The following is a 17,666-nucleotide window of genomic DNA, read 5'->3' as shown; positions in this document are numbered from 1 at the left end:
GACCGGTGCCCGCCGGCTACTCGGACGCGTACGACGGGACGCGTGCGGAGCGCGCGCTCCCGTCGACGAACGGGAGATCGGCGCGCGTCGCCGCGATCTCGTCGCCGTCGACGCGCACGGCGACCGAGTCGAGTTCGGCGTCGTATCGGACCAGCGCCAGCGCAATCGGGTCGCCGGAGGCGGGCCCGACCGCCGCGCGGGTCACTTCGCCGACCGCCTCGTCACCGGCGAAGACGGCCGCCCCGGGGGTCGGCAGGACCTCGTCGTACCCCTCCGGGTCGGCGTCGCCGTCGATCTCGGCGGTCACGTCGGCGAGCCCATCGAGCGCGAGTCCAACGAGTCGGCGGCTCGGTCGGCCCTGATTCTCGACGCGGGAGACGACCTCTTGACCGACGTAACACCCCTTCTCAAAGTCGAGGGCGTTGCGGAGACCCAGGACGTTCGGCACTGTCCCCTCCAGTTCGTACTCGAAGAGCGGCGTGCCGGCCTCGGCGGAGAGCGCGTCCCACGTCCGGTAGCCGAACGTGGCCGCGTTAAGTCCGCGGTTGATCAGCGTGTCGAACACCTGTTCGGCGTCGTCGGCCGCGCAGACGATCTCGTACCCCTCTTCGCCGAGGGGGGCGTCGGTCGCGATCACCGTGACGCCGGCGTCGACCATCGCGCCGCGCACGAACGAGAGCGGCTTCTCCGGGGCGCCCGGTCCGCCGAGCACCGAGGCGACTTTCTCGGTCGACTTCGGACCGTGGACGCCGAACACGCCGAACTCGTCCGAGGCGTCCTCGATCGTCACGTCCTGGATGAACACCTTGCTCGACCAGTCCTCGGCGACGGCCTCCGTGCGCTCGGGCGGCAGGAAGACGAGCAGTCGCTCGTCGGCGTTGTACACGTACATGTCCGTCTCGATGCCGCCCTGCGGGTCGAGCAGGAGCGCGTACACCCCCTGACCGTCCTCGGTCGGAACGCGGTTGGAGACGGCGTTGTCGACGAACTCGACGCGGTCGTCGCCCGCGATTGTGAGTATCCCGTACCCCATCTCGATCGTGCCAACGACGTTTCGGACCGCCTTCCCGACGCGCTCTGGCTTTCCGTAGTGGTCGACCACTCGGCGACCGCCGCGGTCGCGGTACGTGGCGCCGTGGGCGCCGTGCGTGCCGGAGACGAGACTCATGTCTGAATGGAGGTCGGGGAACGGCAAAAGGCCGCTGGGTTTCGACGGCGTTGCGGCGGGTCGATCGCGGGCTTACAGTCCGAGTCGGTCGCGGATCGTGTCGACGAGCCCGCCCGGCGGATCGTCGTCCGGCGCGTCGGGGTCGGGGATCACGCGTTCGTGCGCGTGGACGCGGACATGCTCCTCGCTCTCGACGGTAATGAGCGAGTCCGCCTTGAGCGACGACAGCGACTCCTCGACGGCGTCGATGTCGGCGTCCACGGCCGCACGAAGCTCCAACACCGTCATGCCCTCGTCGCCGCGGTCGACGAGCGCGTCCAGCAGCGCGACCTCGACGTCGGGACGGTCGCGGTATTTCGGCTTTGCGGCCATGGGCGTTAGTTGAACAGGACGGGGTTTACCTCTACCGGCGATCCCTACCGTACCAGCCGAGAGCAGGTGCCACAGAGGTTCTCCTCTTTGACGTCGACCTCGCGGACGGTCGGTGAGAAGGACATCACGCACTTGCTGTTGTCGCAGTGTTCCAACCCGAGCGTGTGGCCGATCTCGTGAACCACTTCCTTTCGGACGCGGTCGGCGAACACGTCGACCGCTGGTTTCGTGGACACGCCGCCGTCGGAGGACGTGCGGAGCCGGTGGGTCGAGATCACGGAGCCGTTCCCGTTGAGATACGCCAGCCCGAACACGTAGTTTCGGCGGCGGTAGTACAGGTCTTGAGGAGTGATTCCGATGTTCTTCTCGCCACCCCCGACCCGGCTGACGGTCTCGATAAGATCCTCGGCGCGGTACTGGTCGCGGCCCTCGTCGTAGGCGGTTTCGGGGATCGGCTGATCGTCGTGGATCGTGACGTCACAGTCGTACACCGATCGGAGCGCAGCGGAGGCCTCCCGTTTCACGCGGGGGATGACCTCCCCGACGGGAACGATATCCACGAGCATGGAACGACTTTTGACCGCCGCAGTCATAAAGCCCGCGCCGTGGTATCTCGCTCCCGTCAGGCGCTCGTCGAAGAACTCGCCCAGTACGATCGACTGTTGGAGATCGGTATCGGGAACCGCCCGACGGTCGCGCGCTCGCTCGCCGACCGCGGTCGCGAGGTCGTCGCGGTCGACGTCGCCGTCGGCGAGCGAACCCGAGCGGCCGCCGACGAGACCGACGAGGCGATGATTGCCGGCTCGCTGCGCGCCGTCGAGGGCGACGTACTCGTGCTCGCGGAAGCCGCGAACGACGAGCGCGGAGGCGGAACGGGGCTCGGCGAGTTCGACGCGGTGTACGCCTGTAACCTCCCGGCCGAACTCCAGCGCCCGACGGTGGCGCTCGCAGACCGCCTCGACGCCGCCTGCCTGTTCACGACCCTCGGCTTCGAGGAGCCGACGGTATCGGTCAGTCGGCGGTCGCTGCCGGGAACGACCGTCTACGTCGCCCGCGACGGGTTCAGAGGGCCCGACGCCTCTGATCCCGGTCGGTGACGGTGTTCCGGCCGAAACAGCCGCGAACCCGAACGTTCTTTCCCTCACCTGCCGGCGTACGGGTATGCAGGTTGACGCAGTCGTTCTCGACATCGACGGCGTCCTGGTCGACGTGGCGGACTCGTACCGGCGAGCGATACTCGAGTCCGTCGACAGGGTGTGCGGTAAGACGATCGACCGCGACGCGGTGCAGTTGTTCAAAGACGCCGGCGGATTCAACAACGACTGGGAGTTGACGGACGCGGCCGCATTGTACGTGCTCGCTCGCCGCGAGGGACTCGAGATGGACGTCGCGACGTTCACGGACCGGATCGCTGCGGCCGGCGGCGGGCTCGGAGCGGCGAAGGAAGTCGCCGGCGACCTCCCGCGCGTCGCACAGGCGCGGGTCCGCGACCAGTGGGACACCGAGCGCCTCCGCGACACGTTTCAGGCGCTGTACCTCGGCGAGGAGCTGTACCGCGAGCTCGAAGGCGGCGAGCCGCCGCTGTCGGCGCCGGGGTACATCCACGACGAACCGACGCTCGTCGACCCGGAGACGATCGCCGACCTGACCGCACGGTTCGACGTGGGCGTGCTGACGGGGCGGCCCGCCGCCGAGGCGGAGATTGCCTTAGAGCGCGTCGGCCTCTCGGTCCCCGAAGACAAGCGGTTCACGATGGACGACTGGGAGGAGGGGAAGCCCCATCCGCGGGCACTCGTCGAGCTCGCGGAGCGGTTCGACGCTGAGCGCGTCGCCTTCGCCGGCGACACCCTCGACGACGTTCGGACCGCACGCAATGCCGACGAAGCGGACGCTGAGCGCGTGTACTACGCTATCGGGGTCCTCACGGGCGGCTTGACCGGCGAGGAGGGACGTCGGAAGTACGCTGAGAACGGAGCTGACGCCGTCGTCGACGACGTGAACGAACTGGTCGAACTGCTGGAGTAGGCGGCGATCCGGTCGCGACAGCGGCTCGCAGAGCGGTTTTCCGGGGAGAATGGGCCTTGCCGGATTTGAACCGGCGATCACTCCGTTATGAGCGGAGGGCTTTGAGCCAGACTAAGCTAAAGGCCCGTAACTCGGGGTAACGGGGACGAACCCTTTAGCGTACCGAATTCACCCGATCACGAAGCGGCGATACGCGACCGGCCGATCGGACCATTATCTACGGGGGTGAGGAAACAGACAGGCGCCGAAGCCAGGACTCGAACCTGGGACCGCCTCGTTAACAGCGAGGCGCTCTACCAACTGAGCTACTTCGGCTCGATTCAGGATACTCGACTGGTTTTGATAGGGCTTTCGTTTCCGCCCGACTCGGGTGCGACGGACCGTCCGGCCGCGTCAGGTCGCCGGCGGCCGTTTCCCAGGCGGACCGGCGCACCCCGCGACCGACACGCTTTCGGCCGGACCGCGTGAGATCCGGCCATGGACGATCCCGAATCGGGCGATTCCGAGGTCGACGAACTCGACTCGGTGCTCGCCCGCGTTCGCGACCGGGTCCTTCCGGACCCAGCGGAGCGCGCCCGGCTCCGGGCCGTCGCGGACGAACTCATCGAACGCGCCCGCGACGCCATCGCCGACCTCCCCGTGGCGGCCGACGTGGTGCAGGTCGGATCGACGGCCCGGGGCACGTGGGTCTCCGGCGACCGCGACATCGACCTGTTCGTCCGGTTCGACGCCGACCTCGGCCGCGAGCAACTGGAGGAGTACGGGCTCGCGGTCGGACACGCCGTCCTGCCCGACGGCCACGAGGAGTACGCCGAGCACCCGTACGTGAAGGGAACGTACGAGGGGTTCGACGTCGACCTCGTCCCCTGTCACGACGTGGCGGCCGCGAGCGACCTCGTCTCGGCGGTCGATCGGACGCCGTTCCACGACGCGTACCTCTCCGCGCGGCTCGACGACGACCTCGCCGCCGACGTCGTGCTCGCGAAGGCGTTTTTAAAAGGGGTTGGCGCGTACGGCAGCGACCTCCGCACGGAGGGGTTCTCGGGCTACCTGACGGAGCTGCTCGTGTTAGAGTTCGGCGGGTTCGCCCCGCTCGTCGAGTCCGCTCGGAACTGGCACCCCCCGATGGAGTTCGACCCGGAGGGCCACGCCGCGGAGACGTTCGACGACCCGCTCGTCGTCGTCGACCCCACGGACCCGACTCGGAACGTCGCGGCCGTCCTCTCGGCCGCGAACGCCGCCCGCTTCCAGCACTACGCCCGCGAACTGCTCGCGTCGCCCCGCGAGGCGCTGTTCGAGCCGGACGAACCCACCCCGCTCGATTCGGCGGACGTCCGCGAGCACCTCGATAGGCGGGGGACGACCCCCGTCGCCGTCGTCTTCGATGCCCCGGACCTGGTCGACGACCAGCTGTGGCCTCAGCTTCGGCGCTCTCTCGACGGTATCGTTCGCGGGCTGGACGCGCACGGGTTCGACGTCTTGCGCGCCCAGGCTATGGTCGGCGACGACCGACCCGACGACGATTCGACCGACCCCGTCAGCGCCGCGCTGTACGCCGAGTTGGAGGTCGCCGAACGGCCAACGATCGAGCGCCACGAGGGGCCACCGGTCGCCGTGCGGAAACACGCGGCGAGCTTCTACGAGTCGTACGCCGACGACGTCGACCCGGAGACGTACGGCCCGTTCATCGACGGCGATCGGTACGTCGTCGAGCGGGAGCGGGAGTTCACGACGGTGCGGGCGTACCTGGAGAGCGACGCTGCGGACCGCGTCGCACTCGGCGCGCAGATCGATCAGGCGTTCGCCGAGCGCGACGTGCTGGTCGGCGACGCCGTCGCGACGCTGGCGCCGACGTTCGGGACGACGCTCCGCGAGTTCTACGAGCCCCACCCGTGAGCGCGGTCCCGGCTCGTCACCCTCGGGATGTCATCCCGAGATGCGATCCGAGACCAGGTACACGAGGACGATTATCGCGACCAGCACCGCGCCGACCGCGGACGTGAACGCGGCGACGCGCGGGAAGACGAGCCAGAAGGCGACGTAAAACGAGAACCCGAACGCGAGGAGCCCGACGATCACGACGCCTCGGGTCGGGTTCTGCACGGCGGCGACGAACACCCGCTGCGGCAGCGAGAGGTCGCCGAACGACGGCGCGTCGTCGCCGAACGCACCGGTCGAGGCTCGGGAGGCCGCGTCGCCCGCATCGGGGTTCGCAGGGTCCGGACCGCAGGCTCTGCGATCGGTGTCGGCGCCTCCGTCTCCCCGGCTCTCGGCCTCGTCTGTCACGCGTGGTGATACGTCACGGTGACCCCTGTACCTGTCGCTCTCGGGCGTCGCGTCGGAGGGACGGCGGCGTCACACGAGCGCGCCGACGAGCGCCGCTCCGGCGAGGAACGCGGTCAGCGCGGCCAGCAGATTCACAGCGGCGAACCCGGCCGCGACGCCGCCCTCTCCGTCGGCCGCGGTCGACACAGTCTCGACGGCGAACGACGAGAACGTCGTGAACGCGCCGCAGAACCCCACCGCGACGAGCGCGGTCGCCGCGTCACCGATCGGCGCCGCAAGCGCGACACCGAGTGCGAGGCTGCCGAGCGCGTTCACGGCGACGACCGATCGGCGCCCGTCGATCCGGAGCCCGACGACGTGTCTCGCCGTGGCACCGAACGCCCCGCCGACGCCCACGAGCGCGACCGCGAGGAGCGGGTCGGTCACGACCGCCCCCCGAGCCAGAGCCCCGCGACCGCGGCCGCGAATCCGACCGCGTAGCTCGCGGCGACGTACGCACCCCCGGAGAGCCCACCGAGCGCGACCGCGTCGCCGACGAACGTGCTGTAGGTGGTGAACGACGACAGCGCCCCGGTGCCGACGAACAGCTGCATTCGGGTCGTCGTCGCGCGGGACACCAGCACCCCGAGCACGAACGATCCGACGCCGTTGACGACGAGCGTCCCGGCGCCGGTGGGGTCGCCGACGGCGACGTCGACGCCGTACCGGGCGACGGCGCCGAGGAATCCGCCGCAGGCGACGAGGAGGAACCCGAACGGCGTTCGTTCCATGCAAACGCGTCGCCGGGCGTCACCTTGGGCCTTCGGGCTCGGTCGCGCCCGCGGCGTCCGCGTCGCTTGCCCGCGGGCTTCCGCCGCCGTGCGGTGTCCGTCGCTCGCGGACCCGGACGGTGTGGGCCGTTTCGGTCGCGTCGTCGACGACGAGCGCCTCACCGGTGCCGGTCGGGAGCCGGTCGGCGAGGTCGCCGGCGAGGTACGTCGCGTCCGCCTCCGCGAGTCGGGACACGTCGCGTTCGGCGGTGAGGCGGTGACAGACCAACAGGTCCGACTGAGAGACGGCGACGCTCGGCAACGCGCCGGGGCGCTGTGTCGCGCAGACGAGCGAGACGCCCGGTGCGCGGCCGCGGGTCAACAGCGTCCGCAGCGCGGGGTCGGCGACGCCGTCGAAGAAGGCGTGCGCCTCGTCGACGAGCAGCCACGGGAGCCGATCGAGGGTTCCGTCGACTCGAGCGTCGTACAGCCCGCGAGCGACCGCTCTGACGACGGCGGCCGCGGCGGCGTCGGGGGTGCCGGCGAGGTCGAGCACCGTGGGCGAAGGGCCGTCCGCGAAGGACGCGACCGCCGGCGCGTCGGCGTCGAACACCCCCCACGACGCCGCGAGTCGCAGGTGGTTCTCCGCGGCCCGGCGCGCGTCCGTCGGCGCATCGGCCCCGCCGACGCGCTCGCGAAGGTCGGCTATCGACGGGACGTCATTCCCCGCCTCCGGGGCCGACTCGCCCGCTGCGTCGGCGACCACCCGCCACACCAGCCCGCCCGGGCCGCTCGTCGGGTCGAGACCGAGCAGATCGGGCCACGCCGCGGCCGGGATTGCCGTCGGGCGGACCGACGGGTCGACCACGCGAGCCCCCGCGTCACTGAGTCCGTCGAAGACGCCCATCGGGTCGACGACGACGGGTGCGACGCCTCGGACGTCCGCGAGCCCCTCCGCGATGACGCCGAGGGTATACGACTTCCCGGTGCCGCGCTTCCCGAAGACGACGCCGGCGTGCGGGCGGTCCGCGTCGACGCCGACCGCGGCGCCGGCGCTGCCGTCGCGCGCGAGGAACGAGCCGAGGCGGACCGTCGGGAGCGCGGCGGCGCGGTCCCGTTCAGTCTCACGGCCGAGTACGTGCATAGCGTCGGTGGTCGCGGCATCACGCAAAAGGGGCTGGAAGAGGGGACGGACGCTCCGCAGGGACGCCCCCAGACAACCGATCGTTTATCAGTGATACCGCGGCCAGCGGGGCGTATGTCCGACTCGAAACGTGACGGACGCACCGCGAACAAGCGATCGTTCCGCACGGACCGGCGAGCGATCGAGGGGTTGCCGGTCAGGCTGGTGATCGCCCTCGTCGTCGGCGTCGCCAGCCTCAGTGTGATGATGGGGATGATCGGAGATATCGAGGGGCTCGCGGCGACGGAGGTCGACGCACAGCCACAGCCCGAGGTGACGACGCCGGGAGAGCAGTCCATCGACGTCGCGGTCCTCGACCCCGACGGGGCACGGGTCGCCGACGCCACGGTGATCGTCCGCAGCGGGTCGGCGCAGATCGACGGGGTCGCGACGGCGACGACGAACGAGGAGGGGGTTGCGACGGTCGACGTCGCGCCCGAACTGGGGCCGAACCAGCCGGACGGAACGCTCACGGTTGAGGTTAAGCCGCCGGCCGAGGGCGACTACGTCGACGAGCGAGAGAACACGGCTGTGCTCGTCGTCGAGGAGTGACAACGTGACGACTCGGCAAAATCCGCTCAGAGGCGGTCGTCCCAGTCGATCCACTCCTGCTCCCAGCCGTGTCGCGCGAAGTGTCCCTGATCGGCTCGTTCGGCGTCCTCGCGGCGCGTCCGGTTCCGTTCCACGCCGTGCTGCTCTCCGTCGACGAGCATCGGACGCAGACGAGCCGGCCCGGCGGTTTCGACGGTCCGAAAGCCCGCCGGAGCGTCGTCGTCCGGCTCCGTTGCTCCGTCCGGCGCGGCCTCTATCGCCGCGACGGTCTGGACCGCGTTCCCCCGTGGGTAGACGATCCGGCCGCCCTCAGCAAGCTGTTCCGTGAGTGCGCGCGGCGGCTCGAGCACCGCCGCCTCCAGGAGAATCCGATCGTACGGCGCGTACTCCCGGAGGCCGTTCGCGCCGTCGCGTCGGTCGACGAGAACGGCGTCGTAGCCGGCCGCGGAGAGGTTCGACCGCGCCAGCGACACCGCTTCGCGGTCGATATCGACCGCGTGTACGTGTCTCGCGCCGGTGATTTCGGCGATCATCGCGACCGAGTAGCCGACGCCGGCGCCGACCACGAGGACGTCGTCGCCCCCCGCGGCGTCCAGCGCGGTGATCAGCCGAACCGCCGTCGCCGGCGCGAGGACGCGCGTCCCGGCCTCGTCGCTCGCGGCGTTCGCGTACGGCGAATCGTCGACGAACGTCTCGCGTGGGACCCGTTGGAGGGCGGTCAGCACGTCGGCACCGAGTGGCTCGCCGAGTTCGTATTCGAGCCCCTCGATCATGTCTGTCCGCAGCGACGCCTCGTCCATGGTCGGACTCGGTGCTCGGTCGTCTAAAACCGCTCGTTCGTCGCGGCGCCGAAAGCCGTTAGCGCATCGGCAGCCGTTAACGCATCGGCACGAACCGCACCCCGCCGTGGTCTTCCCGGTCGACGCCGTCTTCGCGAACCGTCAGGCGAACGAGCCGCTGGCTCCCGCGACCGAGCAGACCGCCGCCGCCGACCGGCGCGACGATTCGGCCGCCGGGCCGAACTTGCTCGACGATCGGCTCGGGAACGCCGCCGGTCGGCGCACAGGTCAGGGACGCCGCGTCGAACGGTGCCTCGTCGCGGAACGCCTCGCGGCCGTCGCCCGATCGGACGGTCACGTCGAAGCCGAGCCGGTCGAGGCGCTCGCGGGCGTCGGCGGCGAGTTCGGGGACGTACTCGGCGCTGTAGACGTCCCCCGGTCCGACGAGATCGGTGAGGACGGCGGCGTGATACCCGCAACCGGTGCCCACTTCGAGGACCCGGTCGCCGCGTTCGACGTCGACGAGGTCCGCCATCACCGCGACCATGTGCGGCGCGCTGATCGTCTGATCGTGACCGATCGGGAGCGGGCGGTCGGCGTAGGCGTGCGCGCGATGCGGCTCGGGTACGAACTCGTGTCGGGGCACGGCGCCGATCGCCGACAGCGTCCGTTCGCTCACGTCCTGCGTCTCGCGGAGCCCGTCGACGAGGGCTCGGCGGTCGGCCGCGAAATCGGTGTCTCCGCCGCCTCCCGTTTCGTCTCCGCCGCCCGGTCCGTTCGCGTCGATCATGAGTAGTCATAGCACGGTGTCGGTGGAGAATGTGTCGCCGCGGAGGGTATGTACTATCGAAAAACGACTGTCGGAGGGAGATTTGGAGGGTTGAGGGAGGGTGGAGAGCGGATCGAAGCGAGAGGGGAGAGAGATATTGTTGGTCAACCGTTCGCTCTCGGAACGGCGCTCGTTGGGTCGCTACTCCACGTCGATCCGGTGACTGTCGTCGACGTCGGCGGTGGCCTTGGGAAGCGTCACTGTGAGGACGCCGTTCCGGTATGTCGCGCTCGCGTCCGCTTCGACGACCGAAGAGGGGAGGTCGACCGTGCGCGTGATAGACTCGTGGCGCCGCTCGCGTCGGAGGTATCGCCCCGCGTCGCTCTCTTCGGCTTCTTGATCGTCGTGCATCGTCTCGTCACGCTCTGCGGTGATCGTTAGCTGGCCGTCCGCGGCACGAACGTCGATGTGCTCGCGGTCGTATCCGGGCAGATCGGCCATGACGAGGAATTCGTCGTCGTATTCCGCGATGTCGACATCGGCTGTCCGCCGACCCTGTCCCCACGCTCGGTCGCCGCCGAACGGGCCGCGGCCGAAGAACTGCTCGATGTCGTCGAAGGGAGTGGATCTGTTCATGATATTCACCCTTAGAAAGGGGCTGTGAGCTATTAAACACGGATGGACGGTGGCTATCTCGTGACACGGCCGGCCGGAGACCGGACGGATATCCGGGCGGGCCTTCTCGCTCAACTCACGTCGATGCTGTGGCCGCCGCCGGTCTCGGAGCGCTTCTGGAGCGTGACCGTGAGCACGCCGTTCTCGTACGAGGCGGTCGCGTCGTCTGGCGTGACGGGCTCGGCGAGGGGAATTCGCCGCGAGACGGACCGCGAACGGCGCTCTCGGCGGTGGTATTGGACGTCGTCCGAATCGTCCCCGTCGACTTCGACGTCGCGCTCCTCTTCGCGGCTCGCCGTGATCGCGAGCGACTCCTCGCGGAGTTCGACGTCGATGTCGTCGTCTTCGAAGCCGGGGAGGTCGGCGAGGACCGTGATCGACTCGTCGTCCTCGAGCACGTCGACCGCGACGTCGCGGGCGCCGGGTAACTGGGGTGCGTCGGGCGTGCCCAGCGTGCCGCCCAGCTCCTCGAACTCTCTGCCCATCCGGTCGAGCAGTTCCTCGATTTCGGTGAACGGATCGCGTCGTGTCATACAGGACAGGATTCGTAGCGGAGCGACTTGAACGTAGGGGCGAGCGCGGAGCCCGCACACCCGCTCCCGAACGCTAGAGGAACGGTCGCCAGTAGTACGGACTCACGAACCCCTCGATGACCGCGGCGACGGCGATCAACAGCCCGACTCCGACCAGCACCCAGAACGCGTTTTCGAGCGCGTCGGCGAACTCAGCGCGCGAGCGCCGCCCGCGAAGCGTCCGCCACGAGACGATCCCGAGATGGACGCCAAGCGCGCCGGAGACGAACAGCGCCGGGATTTCGAGGAGTCCGTGGGGGACGACGAACGCCGCGAGTGCGACGAGATTCTCCTCCAACGCGGCCACGGCCCCGAGCGCGAACCCGTTGAACGCGATCGACGAGAGCGCCGGAATCACGAGCGCGACGCCCGCGAACGACGTCGCGATCGCCACCGTCCAGTTGTTCCCGAAGAAGGTGAGCGCCGCCACAGGGGGAATGTGCCCGACGAGCCGCGACTCGATCGACGTCGTGACGCTCCCGACGAACGGGTCCATGGCGAGCCAACCGAGCACGCCGAACCCGACGCCGACGACGATGACGAGCGCGTGCAGCCCCGGTGTCCGGCCGACGAACGCGGTCATCTCGCGCCAGCCGCGACGGACCCCGCCGGTGAGTTGCGATCGGACGGCCGCGTCCGGCGAGGCGAGCGGATCGACGGCGCCGCGGTAGTCACCGTAGAGGATGGTTTTGAGCAGGTCGAGCGCCGGCGCGGCGACGACCACGCTGACGAGCGCGACGACCGCACCGCCGCCGAGGAACGCCAACGCCGAGGCGGCCGACGAGATTCCGACGAGGACGCCGACCGCGACGACAAGGTACGCGGCGGCGTTCACCGGATTCGACCGAACGAACCCGCCCGCGCCCTCCACCGCGCCGACCGCGCCCGCGTCGTCGACGACGATGGCGGCCGGCGCGAACGCGAAGACCGCGCGCACGAGAACGAGCGCGACGAACCCGACGAGGAGGACGACCAGCGTGGCCGCGGCTCCGAGGAACGGGTTGACGACGAACGCGCCGCCGATCGCGAGTCCTCCGAGGAGGAAGACGCCGAGCCAACAGAGAAGCTCCGCGACGTAGATCCCGAGGAACGTGAGCCAGCGCCCCCGGACGCCTGCGATGCCCGCGGTGAGCCCGCGATCGCTGCGGAGGCGAGCGACGACGGCCGACATCTGCCCGGCCGACACCGCGGCGTAGGTCACGATGGCGATAGCCACCGTCACAGCCGTCCCGGCGAGGAGGAGGGCGACCGCGGTCGGCGACGCGAGCGGTTCGAGCGCCGGTGCGAGCGACTCGCTCCACGCCTGCAGCGCCTCGGGGTCTTGCGTGTTCGGGGGCGTCAGATCGGCTCCCCCGAGCGCTTCCCGGGCGACCGCGAGCCGGCCGGTGAGCTCGAAGTGGACGTACACGCCGGCGAGCGCGGCGAACAGCCCGACCCGGGCGATGACGGGGACCGCCGTTCCGAGGAGGTAGAACGGGATCAGGTCAGCGGGGCGCCGCCGGAGGGTGGAGACCGTGGCGGAGACGGCGGATGACAACTCCATGTGGGTCTGTTCGACCGTCCGACACTTAACCGGTCCGTGTCTCGCAGACGCTGCGGCTCAGTCCGTCGTCCGCATCGTGGTGCGGAGCGTCTGCACCGTCAAGACGGGCCACTTGAGTGCGAACACACGCCGCCAGATGCCTCGCAGCCGCGAGAGGTCCATGTACCGTGGGGAGGGCCGTGTACCGATTTTACGTGTCGGAGGCGGTCCGGACCGTCGGGGTCGGGACCGTCCACGTCGCTTCCGTCGGGTCGGGACCGTCCGAGTCGCTTCGCCGCCGCCGGCGCCGTCAGCGCCGTCGCATCATCGGTGAGGGCCCGAAGCTTCAAGCGTGTTAACGGCCCACACGACCTATGGACGTCTTCGTGTACGGGACGTTGACCGGACCGGAGCGCGTCGCTGCGGTGCTCGACTCGTACGTCTTCGTCGGCCCGGCAACGCTCACGGGGCTCCGGGCCGTGGAGGGTCGGTTCCCGACGCTCGCGCCCGGAGGAGAGACGGCGGGTCGACTCCTCCGAACCGACGAGACGGCCGCGCTCGACGAGTACGAGGGGGTCGACGACGGACTGTACTGCCGCGTCAGCGTCCCGCTCGACGCTCCGGCGGGCCATCCGGACCGCGCGGCCCTCTACGTGGGGGACCCCGACCGTCTCGACGCGGATGTGACGTGGCCGGACCTGACGGAATCGGACGGATCCTCGGGCGTCGACGACGGATTCGCGCGGCGGGTCGCGGCGTACCTCGAGCGAACCGACGTGCGGGTGCGACTGACCCCCGAATAACCCGTCTGACAGAGGGATGACGGCACCGCAGTCGTGCGGTTTCACTTTCGCTCCGCTAGCCCCACCTTTTTATATTCACTCTGCTTACGTTGACTTGCACGTCACACGCGTGCATTCCCCCCTTTCACAGACCGTGAGCCGTTCGCTCGTCCGTTTGATCCCCCTCGCCGCAGAGCCGTCGGTCCGCCGTCCGGCCGCGGCGGCACCGAGACGGATCGGACCGGAACCAATTAGCGGTCGGCGCGGCGACGGGACCGTATGATAACACTCTCCGACGTCGAGGCGGCCCGCGGGCGCGTCGAGGGCGTGGCCCGGCACACGCCGCTGGAGCGGTCGCGGACCTTCTCCGAAATGAGCGGCGCGGACGTTCGACTGAAACTGGAGAACTTCCAGCGCACCGGCGCGTTCAAGATCCGCGGCGCGATGAATCGGATCGCGACCCTCTCCGAATCCGAGCGCGAGGCCGGTGTCGTCACCGCGAGTGCGGGGAACCACGCGCAGGGCGTCGCCCTCGCGGCCCAGCGCGCCGGCGTCGACGCCACCGTCGTGATGCCGAAGTTCGCGCCCGTCTCGAAGGTGAAGGCCACGCGGGGGTACGGGGCGAGCGTCAGGCTCGAGGGCGTCGACTACGACGAGGCGCAGGCGGCCGCCCACGAACTGGAGCGCGAGGAGGGCCGAACGTACGTCCACGCCTTCGACGACCCCGTCGTGATGGCCGGGCAGGGAACGCTCGGGCTGGAGATCGCCGAGGACTGCCCCGAACTCGACACGGTCGTCGTCCCGATCGGTGGCGGCGGGCTGATCTCGGGCGTCGCCGTCGCGGTCAAAGAACGGCTCTCCGACGTGCGGGTCGTCGGCGTGCAAGCCGAGGGTGCGGCCTCCGCGGCGAAATCCCTCGAAGCGGGCGAAGTGGTGGAGATCGACAGCGTCGACACGATCGCCGACGGGATCGCCACGCGTTCGGTCGGCGAGCAGACGTTGGGAGTCATGGCGGAGTACGTCGACGAGGTGGTCGCCGTCGACGACCGCGAGATCGCCCTCGCGCTCACGCTGCTCCTCGAACGATCGAAGACGCTCGTGGAGGGCGCCGGCGCGGTCGCACTCGCGGCCGTCCTCTCCGAGGCGTTCGAGTACGACGACGGCGAGACCATCGTAGCCGCGCTCTGCGGCGGGAACATCGACCTCAACCGACTCGGGACCGTGGTCCGCCGGGGACTCGTCCAGATGGGGCGGTATCTCAAGATCACGATCGACCTGAAGGACCGACCCGGGGAACTCGAGCGCGTCTCCAGTATCGTCGCGCGCACCGGCGCGAACGTGTACGCGGTCCACCACGATCGCACCTCCCGCGACGTGGCCGTCAACGCCGCCGAACTCGAACTCGAACTGGAGACCGACGACGCCGAACACGCCGCCGACATCGTCGACGCGCTCGAAGCCGACGGCTACGAGGTCGAAATCGAGTCGTAGCGCGAGCGGCGGGCACTTATAAAGACGGGACGGTAGCAGCGGTCCGCTCGCCGTCTCTCACTTATAACTGCTGAAAACGGGACCGAGCGTTTCTTTATAAATACCCGCTCCGGCGAACGGTTCTCAGTCGTCTGCGGCCGCGGCGTCGACCTCAGCCTCGTACAGTTCGCCGGCACGCTCGCGCTCGGTGAGGTACTCGTCGGCGTCGAGCGCGGCCTTCACGCCCATGCCGCTCGCGGTCGCAGCCTGCTGGTAGTGGAAGTCGACCACGTCGCCGGCGCCGAAGAGGCCCGCGACATCCGTGGCCGTCTGACCGCCGCCGCGACCGCCCTTGGTGATCAGGTACCCCTCGTCGTCGGTCTCGATCCCCGTTCCCTCCAGGAAGTCCGTGTTCGGCGTGTGGCCGATGGCGAAGAAGACGGCGCCGACGTCGAAGTCGTATTCCTCGACCTCGTCGGCGGTTGCGGGGTCCTCGAGCCTCTCTTTCGGATGGCCGTCCGGGTGTTTCACGAGCGTCACGTGGTCGATGCCGTTCTCGGGCGTGCCGTGGATCTCGGTGAGCTCGGTGTTGAGGAGCAGTTCGATCTCTCCGGACTCGACCTTCTCCATGGTGCGGTCAATCCAGACGTCCTCCGCGCGGAACTCCTCGCGGCGGTGCGCGATGTACACCGTGTCCGCGAACTTCGTCAGGAAGTTCGCCTCCTCCATGGCCGCGTCGCCGCCGCCGACGACGAGCATGTCTTCGCCGCGGAAGAAGGCGCCGTCACAGGTCGCGCACGTCGAGAGTCCGTACCCCATCAGCTCGTCCTCGCCGGGGACGCCGAGCGTCCGGGCGCTCGCGCCCGAGGCCGCGATCACGGCGTCGGCGGTGTAGACGTCGCCGTTCGTGAGCTCGACGCGGAAGTGACCCGCGGGCTCCTTCGAGACGTCCTCGATGATCCCGTTGCGGGCCTCGGCGCCGAACTTCTTCGCCTGCTCTTTCATGTTGTTGATGAGCTGTGGCCCGGAGATCCCCTCGGGGAAGCCGGGGTAGTTCTCCACGTCGGTGGTGAGCGTGAGCTGACCGCCCGGCTCGTCACCCTCGATGAGCAGGGGGTCGTTGTTCGAGCGCGCGGCGTAGATGGCCGCGGAGAGCCCCGCGATCCCGGTGCCGGCGATGATGAGTCGACGGTGGTCGACAGTATTGTCAGTCATGTACCGTACTTCGCCACCGCGAAGTATGTAGGTTGCGCCATCGGACGCGGCCGACGGACGACCGCCGGAGGACACCTCGTCCGGCCGCGAATCGGTCTCTCAGCCGATCGGGAACTCCGGCACCGTGTTCACGGGCTGGGCCGGGGCATCGTCGAGCGCCTCGAAGAACCGGCCGGAGACGAACGCCTCGACGACCCCCGACAGCGACTCCGACTCCGAGACCTCCTCCAAGATGCCGAGCGGGACCTGCGCACCGGCCATGGTGGCGTGGCCGCCGGCGGAGCCGACCGGGTCGAGCGCGTCTCGGAGCAGTTCGCCCACGTCGAGGTCCGCGCCGCGCGACCGCGCCGAGGCGTAGATCACCCCGTCCTTGTAGCCGTAGACGAACGTGACGGTGATCCCGTCCATATCGAGGAGGCGCTCGGCCGCCTGCGCGAGGGTGTCTCGGTCGCTGATCTCACCGACGCAGGACGCCACCGTGGAGCCGCGCACGTCTCGTCCCTCGATGGCGCTCGCGAGCACCCGGAGGGTCTCCTGACTCACGCTCGGGCTCTCGACGCGCTCGAGCGTCGACTCGTCGGCGAGCGGCGACAGCGACGCCGCGGCCTCGAAGTCCGGGATCGACGTCAGCCGGGTGAAATCCTTCGTGTCGACGCGGATCCCGTACAGGAGGGCGGTCGCAAGCTGGCGGTCGGGCTCGATGCCGAGCCGCGAGAGGTACTCCTCGATCAGCGTGCTCGTCGCGCCGACCTCCGGTCTGATGTCGACGAACGACCCCGCGACCGGCCCGCGAGGCGGGTGGTGATCAACGACGATGTCCACCGGGTGTTCCTCGGGCAGGCTGTCGTTGATGCCCGCCCGCGAGTGGTCCACGAGAGCGACGCCGTCGTAGTCGTCGAGGTCGATACCGTCGAACGTGGACAGCGAGAGGTTGAGCAGGTTCACCATCGCGCGGTTCTCCTGGTGTGCGATCTCACCTCCGTAACAGGCGTCGGCGGGGACGCCGAGGGCGTCCGCAACCCGCGCCAGCCCGAGGGCGCTCGCGATGGCGTCCGGGTCCGGGTTGTCGTGGGCGACCACGAGCAGGGGGCCGGAGAGTTCGCGGAGCGTCGACAGTAGCCGCACCGGTCGCTCCTCGCTGTCGGCGCCCGTCGCGTGTCGGACGCGGGCGACCATCGCCTCGACCGGGTCGACGACGCGGTCGGCGACCGCCTCCAGCGCCGACCGCTGTGAGGCGGTCGGGTCCGTTCCGACGTGCGCGACGATCATCGCATCCGGGTATCGGCCTCGGGCGGCCTCCGCGGCGGCGACGTTGCGAGCGGGGTCGTCGCTCGCGATCAGCACGACCGACGCGTGGTCGGGGTACATCGAGGCGTCGGTCGGATCGGCCTCGACGGTGGTGACGTTGCGGTCGCGGAACGTCGACACCCACCCCGTGTCGTCGGTGATAGCGATAAGCTCGCCTCGCTCTTGGCGGGTGCGTTCGACGAGCGTGTTCCCGACCGCGCTACAGCCGAGCAGCAGACGCCGGGCCATACCGATGTGAC

The 17,666-nt window shown here is 69.6% G+C and carries 20 protein-coding genes and 2 tRNA genes; 6 read left to right on the top strand and 16 right to left on the bottom strand.

Annotated elements, in window-relative coordinates:
* Window positions 1–16: 16 nt before the first annotated feature.
* The 3 genes from ygfZ to ACNS84_RS10435 all read right to left on the bottom strand — a co-directional run bounded on the left by ygfZ (window position 17) and on the right by ACNS84_RS10435 (window position 2,106).
* Window positions 17–1,168 (bottom strand): CAF17-like 4Fe-4S cluster assembly/insertion protein YgfZ, encoded by a 1,152-nt coding sequence (gene ygfZ / locus ACNS84_RS10445; protein ID WP_435074808.1) that lies wholly within the window; start codon window positions 1,166–1,168, stop codon window positions 17–19.
* 72 nt (window positions 1,169–1,240) lie between these two features.
* Window positions 1,241–1,540: a DUF6432 family protein gene (locus ACNS84_RS10440; RefSeq protein ID WP_435074807.1), complete on the bottom strand. Its 300-nt coding sequence runs from the start codon at window positions 1,538–1,540 to the stop codon at window positions 1,241–1,243.
* A 44-nt stretch (window positions 1,541–1,584) separates the two neighbouring features.
* Window positions 1,585–2,106, bottom strand: a complete 522-nt coding sequence (locus ACNS84_RS10435; RefSeq protein ID WP_435074806.1) for an archaemetzincin family Zn-dependent metalloprotease — start codon at window positions 2,104–2,106, stop codon at window positions 1,585–1,587.
* 39 nt (window positions 2,107–2,145) lie between these two features.
* Here ACNS84_RS10435 and ACNS84_RS10430 point away from each other — a divergent pair, with 39 nt between their 5' ends.
* Both ACNS84_RS10430 and ACNS84_RS10425 read left to right on the top strand, forming a co-directional pair.
* Window positions 2,146–2,637, top strand: a complete 492-nt coding sequence (locus ACNS84_RS10430; RefSeq protein ID WP_435074805.1) for a UPF0146 family protein — start codon at window positions 2,146–2,148, stop codon at window positions 2,635–2,637.
* Between the two features lie 64 nt (window positions 2,638–2,701).
* Window positions 2,702–3,565, top strand: coding sequence for a TIGR01548 family HAD-type hydrolase (locus ACNS84_RS10425; protein ID WP_435074804.1), 864 nt, complete (start codon window positions 2,702–2,704; stop codon window positions 3,563–3,565).
* A gap of 50 nt (window positions 3,566–3,615) precedes the next feature.
* Here the strand turns inward: ACNS84_RS10425 and ACNS84_RS10420 are convergent.
* Window positions 3,616–3,691 (bottom strand) — tRNA-Ile (locus ACNS84_RS10420).
* Window positions 3,692–3,807: 116 nt separating this feature from the next.
* Window positions 3,808–3,880 (bottom strand) — tRNA-Asn (locus tag ACNS84_RS10415).
* A 162-nt stretch (window positions 3,881–4,042) separates the two neighbouring features.
* Here ACNS84_RS10415 and cca point away from each other — a divergent pair.
* Window positions 4,043–5,461 (top strand): CCA tRNA nucleotidyltransferase, encoded by a 1,419-nt coding sequence (cca, locus tag ACNS84_RS10410; RefSeq protein WP_435074803.1) that lies wholly within the window; start codon window positions 4,043–4,045, stop codon window positions 5,459–5,461.
* Between the two features lie 30 nt (window positions 5,462–5,491).
* Here the strand turns inward: cca and ACNS84_RS10405 are convergent, their stop codons facing one another.
* The 4 genes from ACNS84_RS10405 to ACNS84_RS10390 form a co-directional block, all read right to left on the bottom strand.
* On the bottom strand, window positions 5,492–5,851 hold the full coding sequence (locus tag ACNS84_RS10405) for a hypothetical protein (RefSeq protein WP_435074802.1): 360 nt from the start codon (window positions 5,849–5,851) through the stop codon (window positions 5,492–5,494).
* A gap of 69 nt (window positions 5,852–5,920) precedes the next feature.
* Window positions 5,921–6,277: a fluoride efflux transporter FluC gene (locus tag ACNS84_RS10400; RefSeq protein WP_435074801.1), complete on the bottom strand. Its 357-nt coding sequence runs from the start codon at window positions 6,275–6,277 to the stop codon at window positions 5,921–5,923.
* On the bottom strand, window positions 6,274–6,621 hold the full coding sequence (locus ACNS84_RS10395) for a fluoride efflux transporter FluC (protein WP_435074800.1): 348 nt from the start codon (window positions 6,619–6,621) through the stop codon (window positions 6,274–6,276). Before ACNS84_RS10395 ends, ACNS84_RS10400 begins: the two co-directional genes overlap by 4 nt.
* A 19-nt stretch (window positions 6,622–6,640) precedes the next feature.
* Window positions 6,641–7,744 (bottom strand): ATP-binding protein, encoded by a 1,104-nt coding sequence (locus tag ACNS84_RS10390; protein WP_435074799.1) that lies wholly within the window; start codon window positions 7,742–7,744, stop codon window positions 6,641–6,643.
* 114 nt (window positions 7,745–7,858) lie between these two features.
* Between ACNS84_RS10390 and ACNS84_RS10385 the strand changes: the two genes are divergently transcribed.
* Entirely contained in the window at window positions 7,859–8,335 is a 477-nt protein-coding gene (locus ACNS84_RS10385) for a DUF7382 domain-containing protein (protein ID WP_435074798.1), read from the top strand.
* A gap of 26 nt (window positions 8,336–8,361) precedes the next feature.
* On the opposite strand, the gene ACNS84_RS10380 is transcribed toward ACNS84_RS10385, so the two are convergent.
* From ACNS84_RS10380 to ACNS84_RS10360, 5 genes are all read right to left on the bottom strand, one after another.
* Entirely contained in the window at window positions 8,362–9,135 is a 774-nt protein-coding gene (locus ACNS84_RS10380; RefSeq protein ID WP_435074797.1) for a protein-L-isoaspartate O-methyltransferase family protein, read from the bottom strand.
* Window positions 9,136–9,211: 76 nt separating this feature from the next.
* On the bottom strand, window positions 9,212–9,904 hold the full coding sequence (locus ACNS84_RS10375; RefSeq protein ID WP_435074796.1) for a protein-L-isoaspartate(D-aspartate) O-methyltransferase: 693 nt from the start codon (window positions 9,902–9,904) through the stop codon (window positions 9,212–9,214).
* 180 nt (window positions 9,905–10,084) lie between these two features.
* Window positions 10,085–10,519 (bottom strand): Hsp20/alpha crystallin family protein, encoded by a 435-nt coding sequence (locus ACNS84_RS10370; RefSeq protein ID WP_435074795.1) that lies wholly within the window; start codon window positions 10,517–10,519, stop codon window positions 10,085–10,087.
* Between the two features lie 110 nt (window positions 10,520–10,629).
* Window positions 10,630–11,091, bottom strand: coding sequence for an Hsp20/alpha crystallin family protein (locus ACNS84_RS10365; RefSeq protein ID WP_435074794.1), 462 nt, complete (start codon window positions 11,089–11,091; stop codon window positions 10,630–10,632).
* A gap of 73 nt (window positions 11,092–11,164) precedes the next feature.
* Window positions 11,165–12,673, bottom strand: coding sequence for a stage II sporulation protein M (locus ACNS84_RS10360; protein ID WP_435074793.1), 1,509 nt, complete (start codon window positions 12,671–12,673; stop codon window positions 11,165–11,167).
* 353 nt (window positions 12,674–13,026) lie between these two features.
* Here ACNS84_RS10360 and ACNS84_RS10355 point away from each other — a divergent pair, with 353 nt between their 5' ends.
* Both ACNS84_RS10355 and ilvA read left to right on the top strand, forming a co-directional pair.
* A complete protein-coding gene (locus ACNS84_RS10355; RefSeq protein WP_435074792.1) occupies window positions 13,027–13,455 on the top strand; it encodes a gamma-glutamylcyclotransferase family protein in 429 nt (142 codons plus the stop codon).
* A 258-nt stretch (window positions 13,456–13,713) separates the two neighbouring features.
* Entirely contained in the window at window positions 13,714–14,925 is a 1,212-nt protein-coding gene (gene ilvA, locus ACNS84_RS10350; RefSeq protein ID WP_435074791.1) for a threonine ammonia-lyase, read from the top strand.
* A gap of 123 nt (window positions 14,926–15,048) precedes the next feature.
* On the opposite strand, the gene ACNS84_RS10345 is transcribed toward ilvA, so the two are convergent.
* Together ACNS84_RS10345 and ACNS84_RS10340 are read right to left on the bottom strand one after the other, a co-directional pair.
* Window positions 15,049–16,119, bottom strand: coding sequence for an NAD(P)/FAD-dependent oxidoreductase (locus ACNS84_RS10345; RefSeq protein WP_435074790.1), 1,071 nt, complete (start codon window positions 16,117–16,119; stop codon window positions 15,049–15,051).
* A 99-nt stretch (window positions 16,120–16,218) separates the two neighbouring features.
* A complete protein-coding gene (locus ACNS84_RS10340; RefSeq protein WP_435074789.1) occupies window positions 16,219–17,655 on the bottom strand; it encodes a DHH family phosphoesterase in 1,437 nt (478 codons plus the stop codon).
* Window positions 17,656–17,666: the final 11 nt, after the last annotated feature.

Origin of the sequence: Halorubrum wangae, from assembly GCF_051194135.1 — an archaeon.
Classification (GTDB): Archaea; Halobacteriota; Halobacteria; order Halobacteriales; family Haloferacaceae; genus Halorubrum.
The sequence above is the reverse complement of the archived record's forward strand: the minus strand, read 5'-3'. Positions and strand labels throughout refer to the sequence as shown.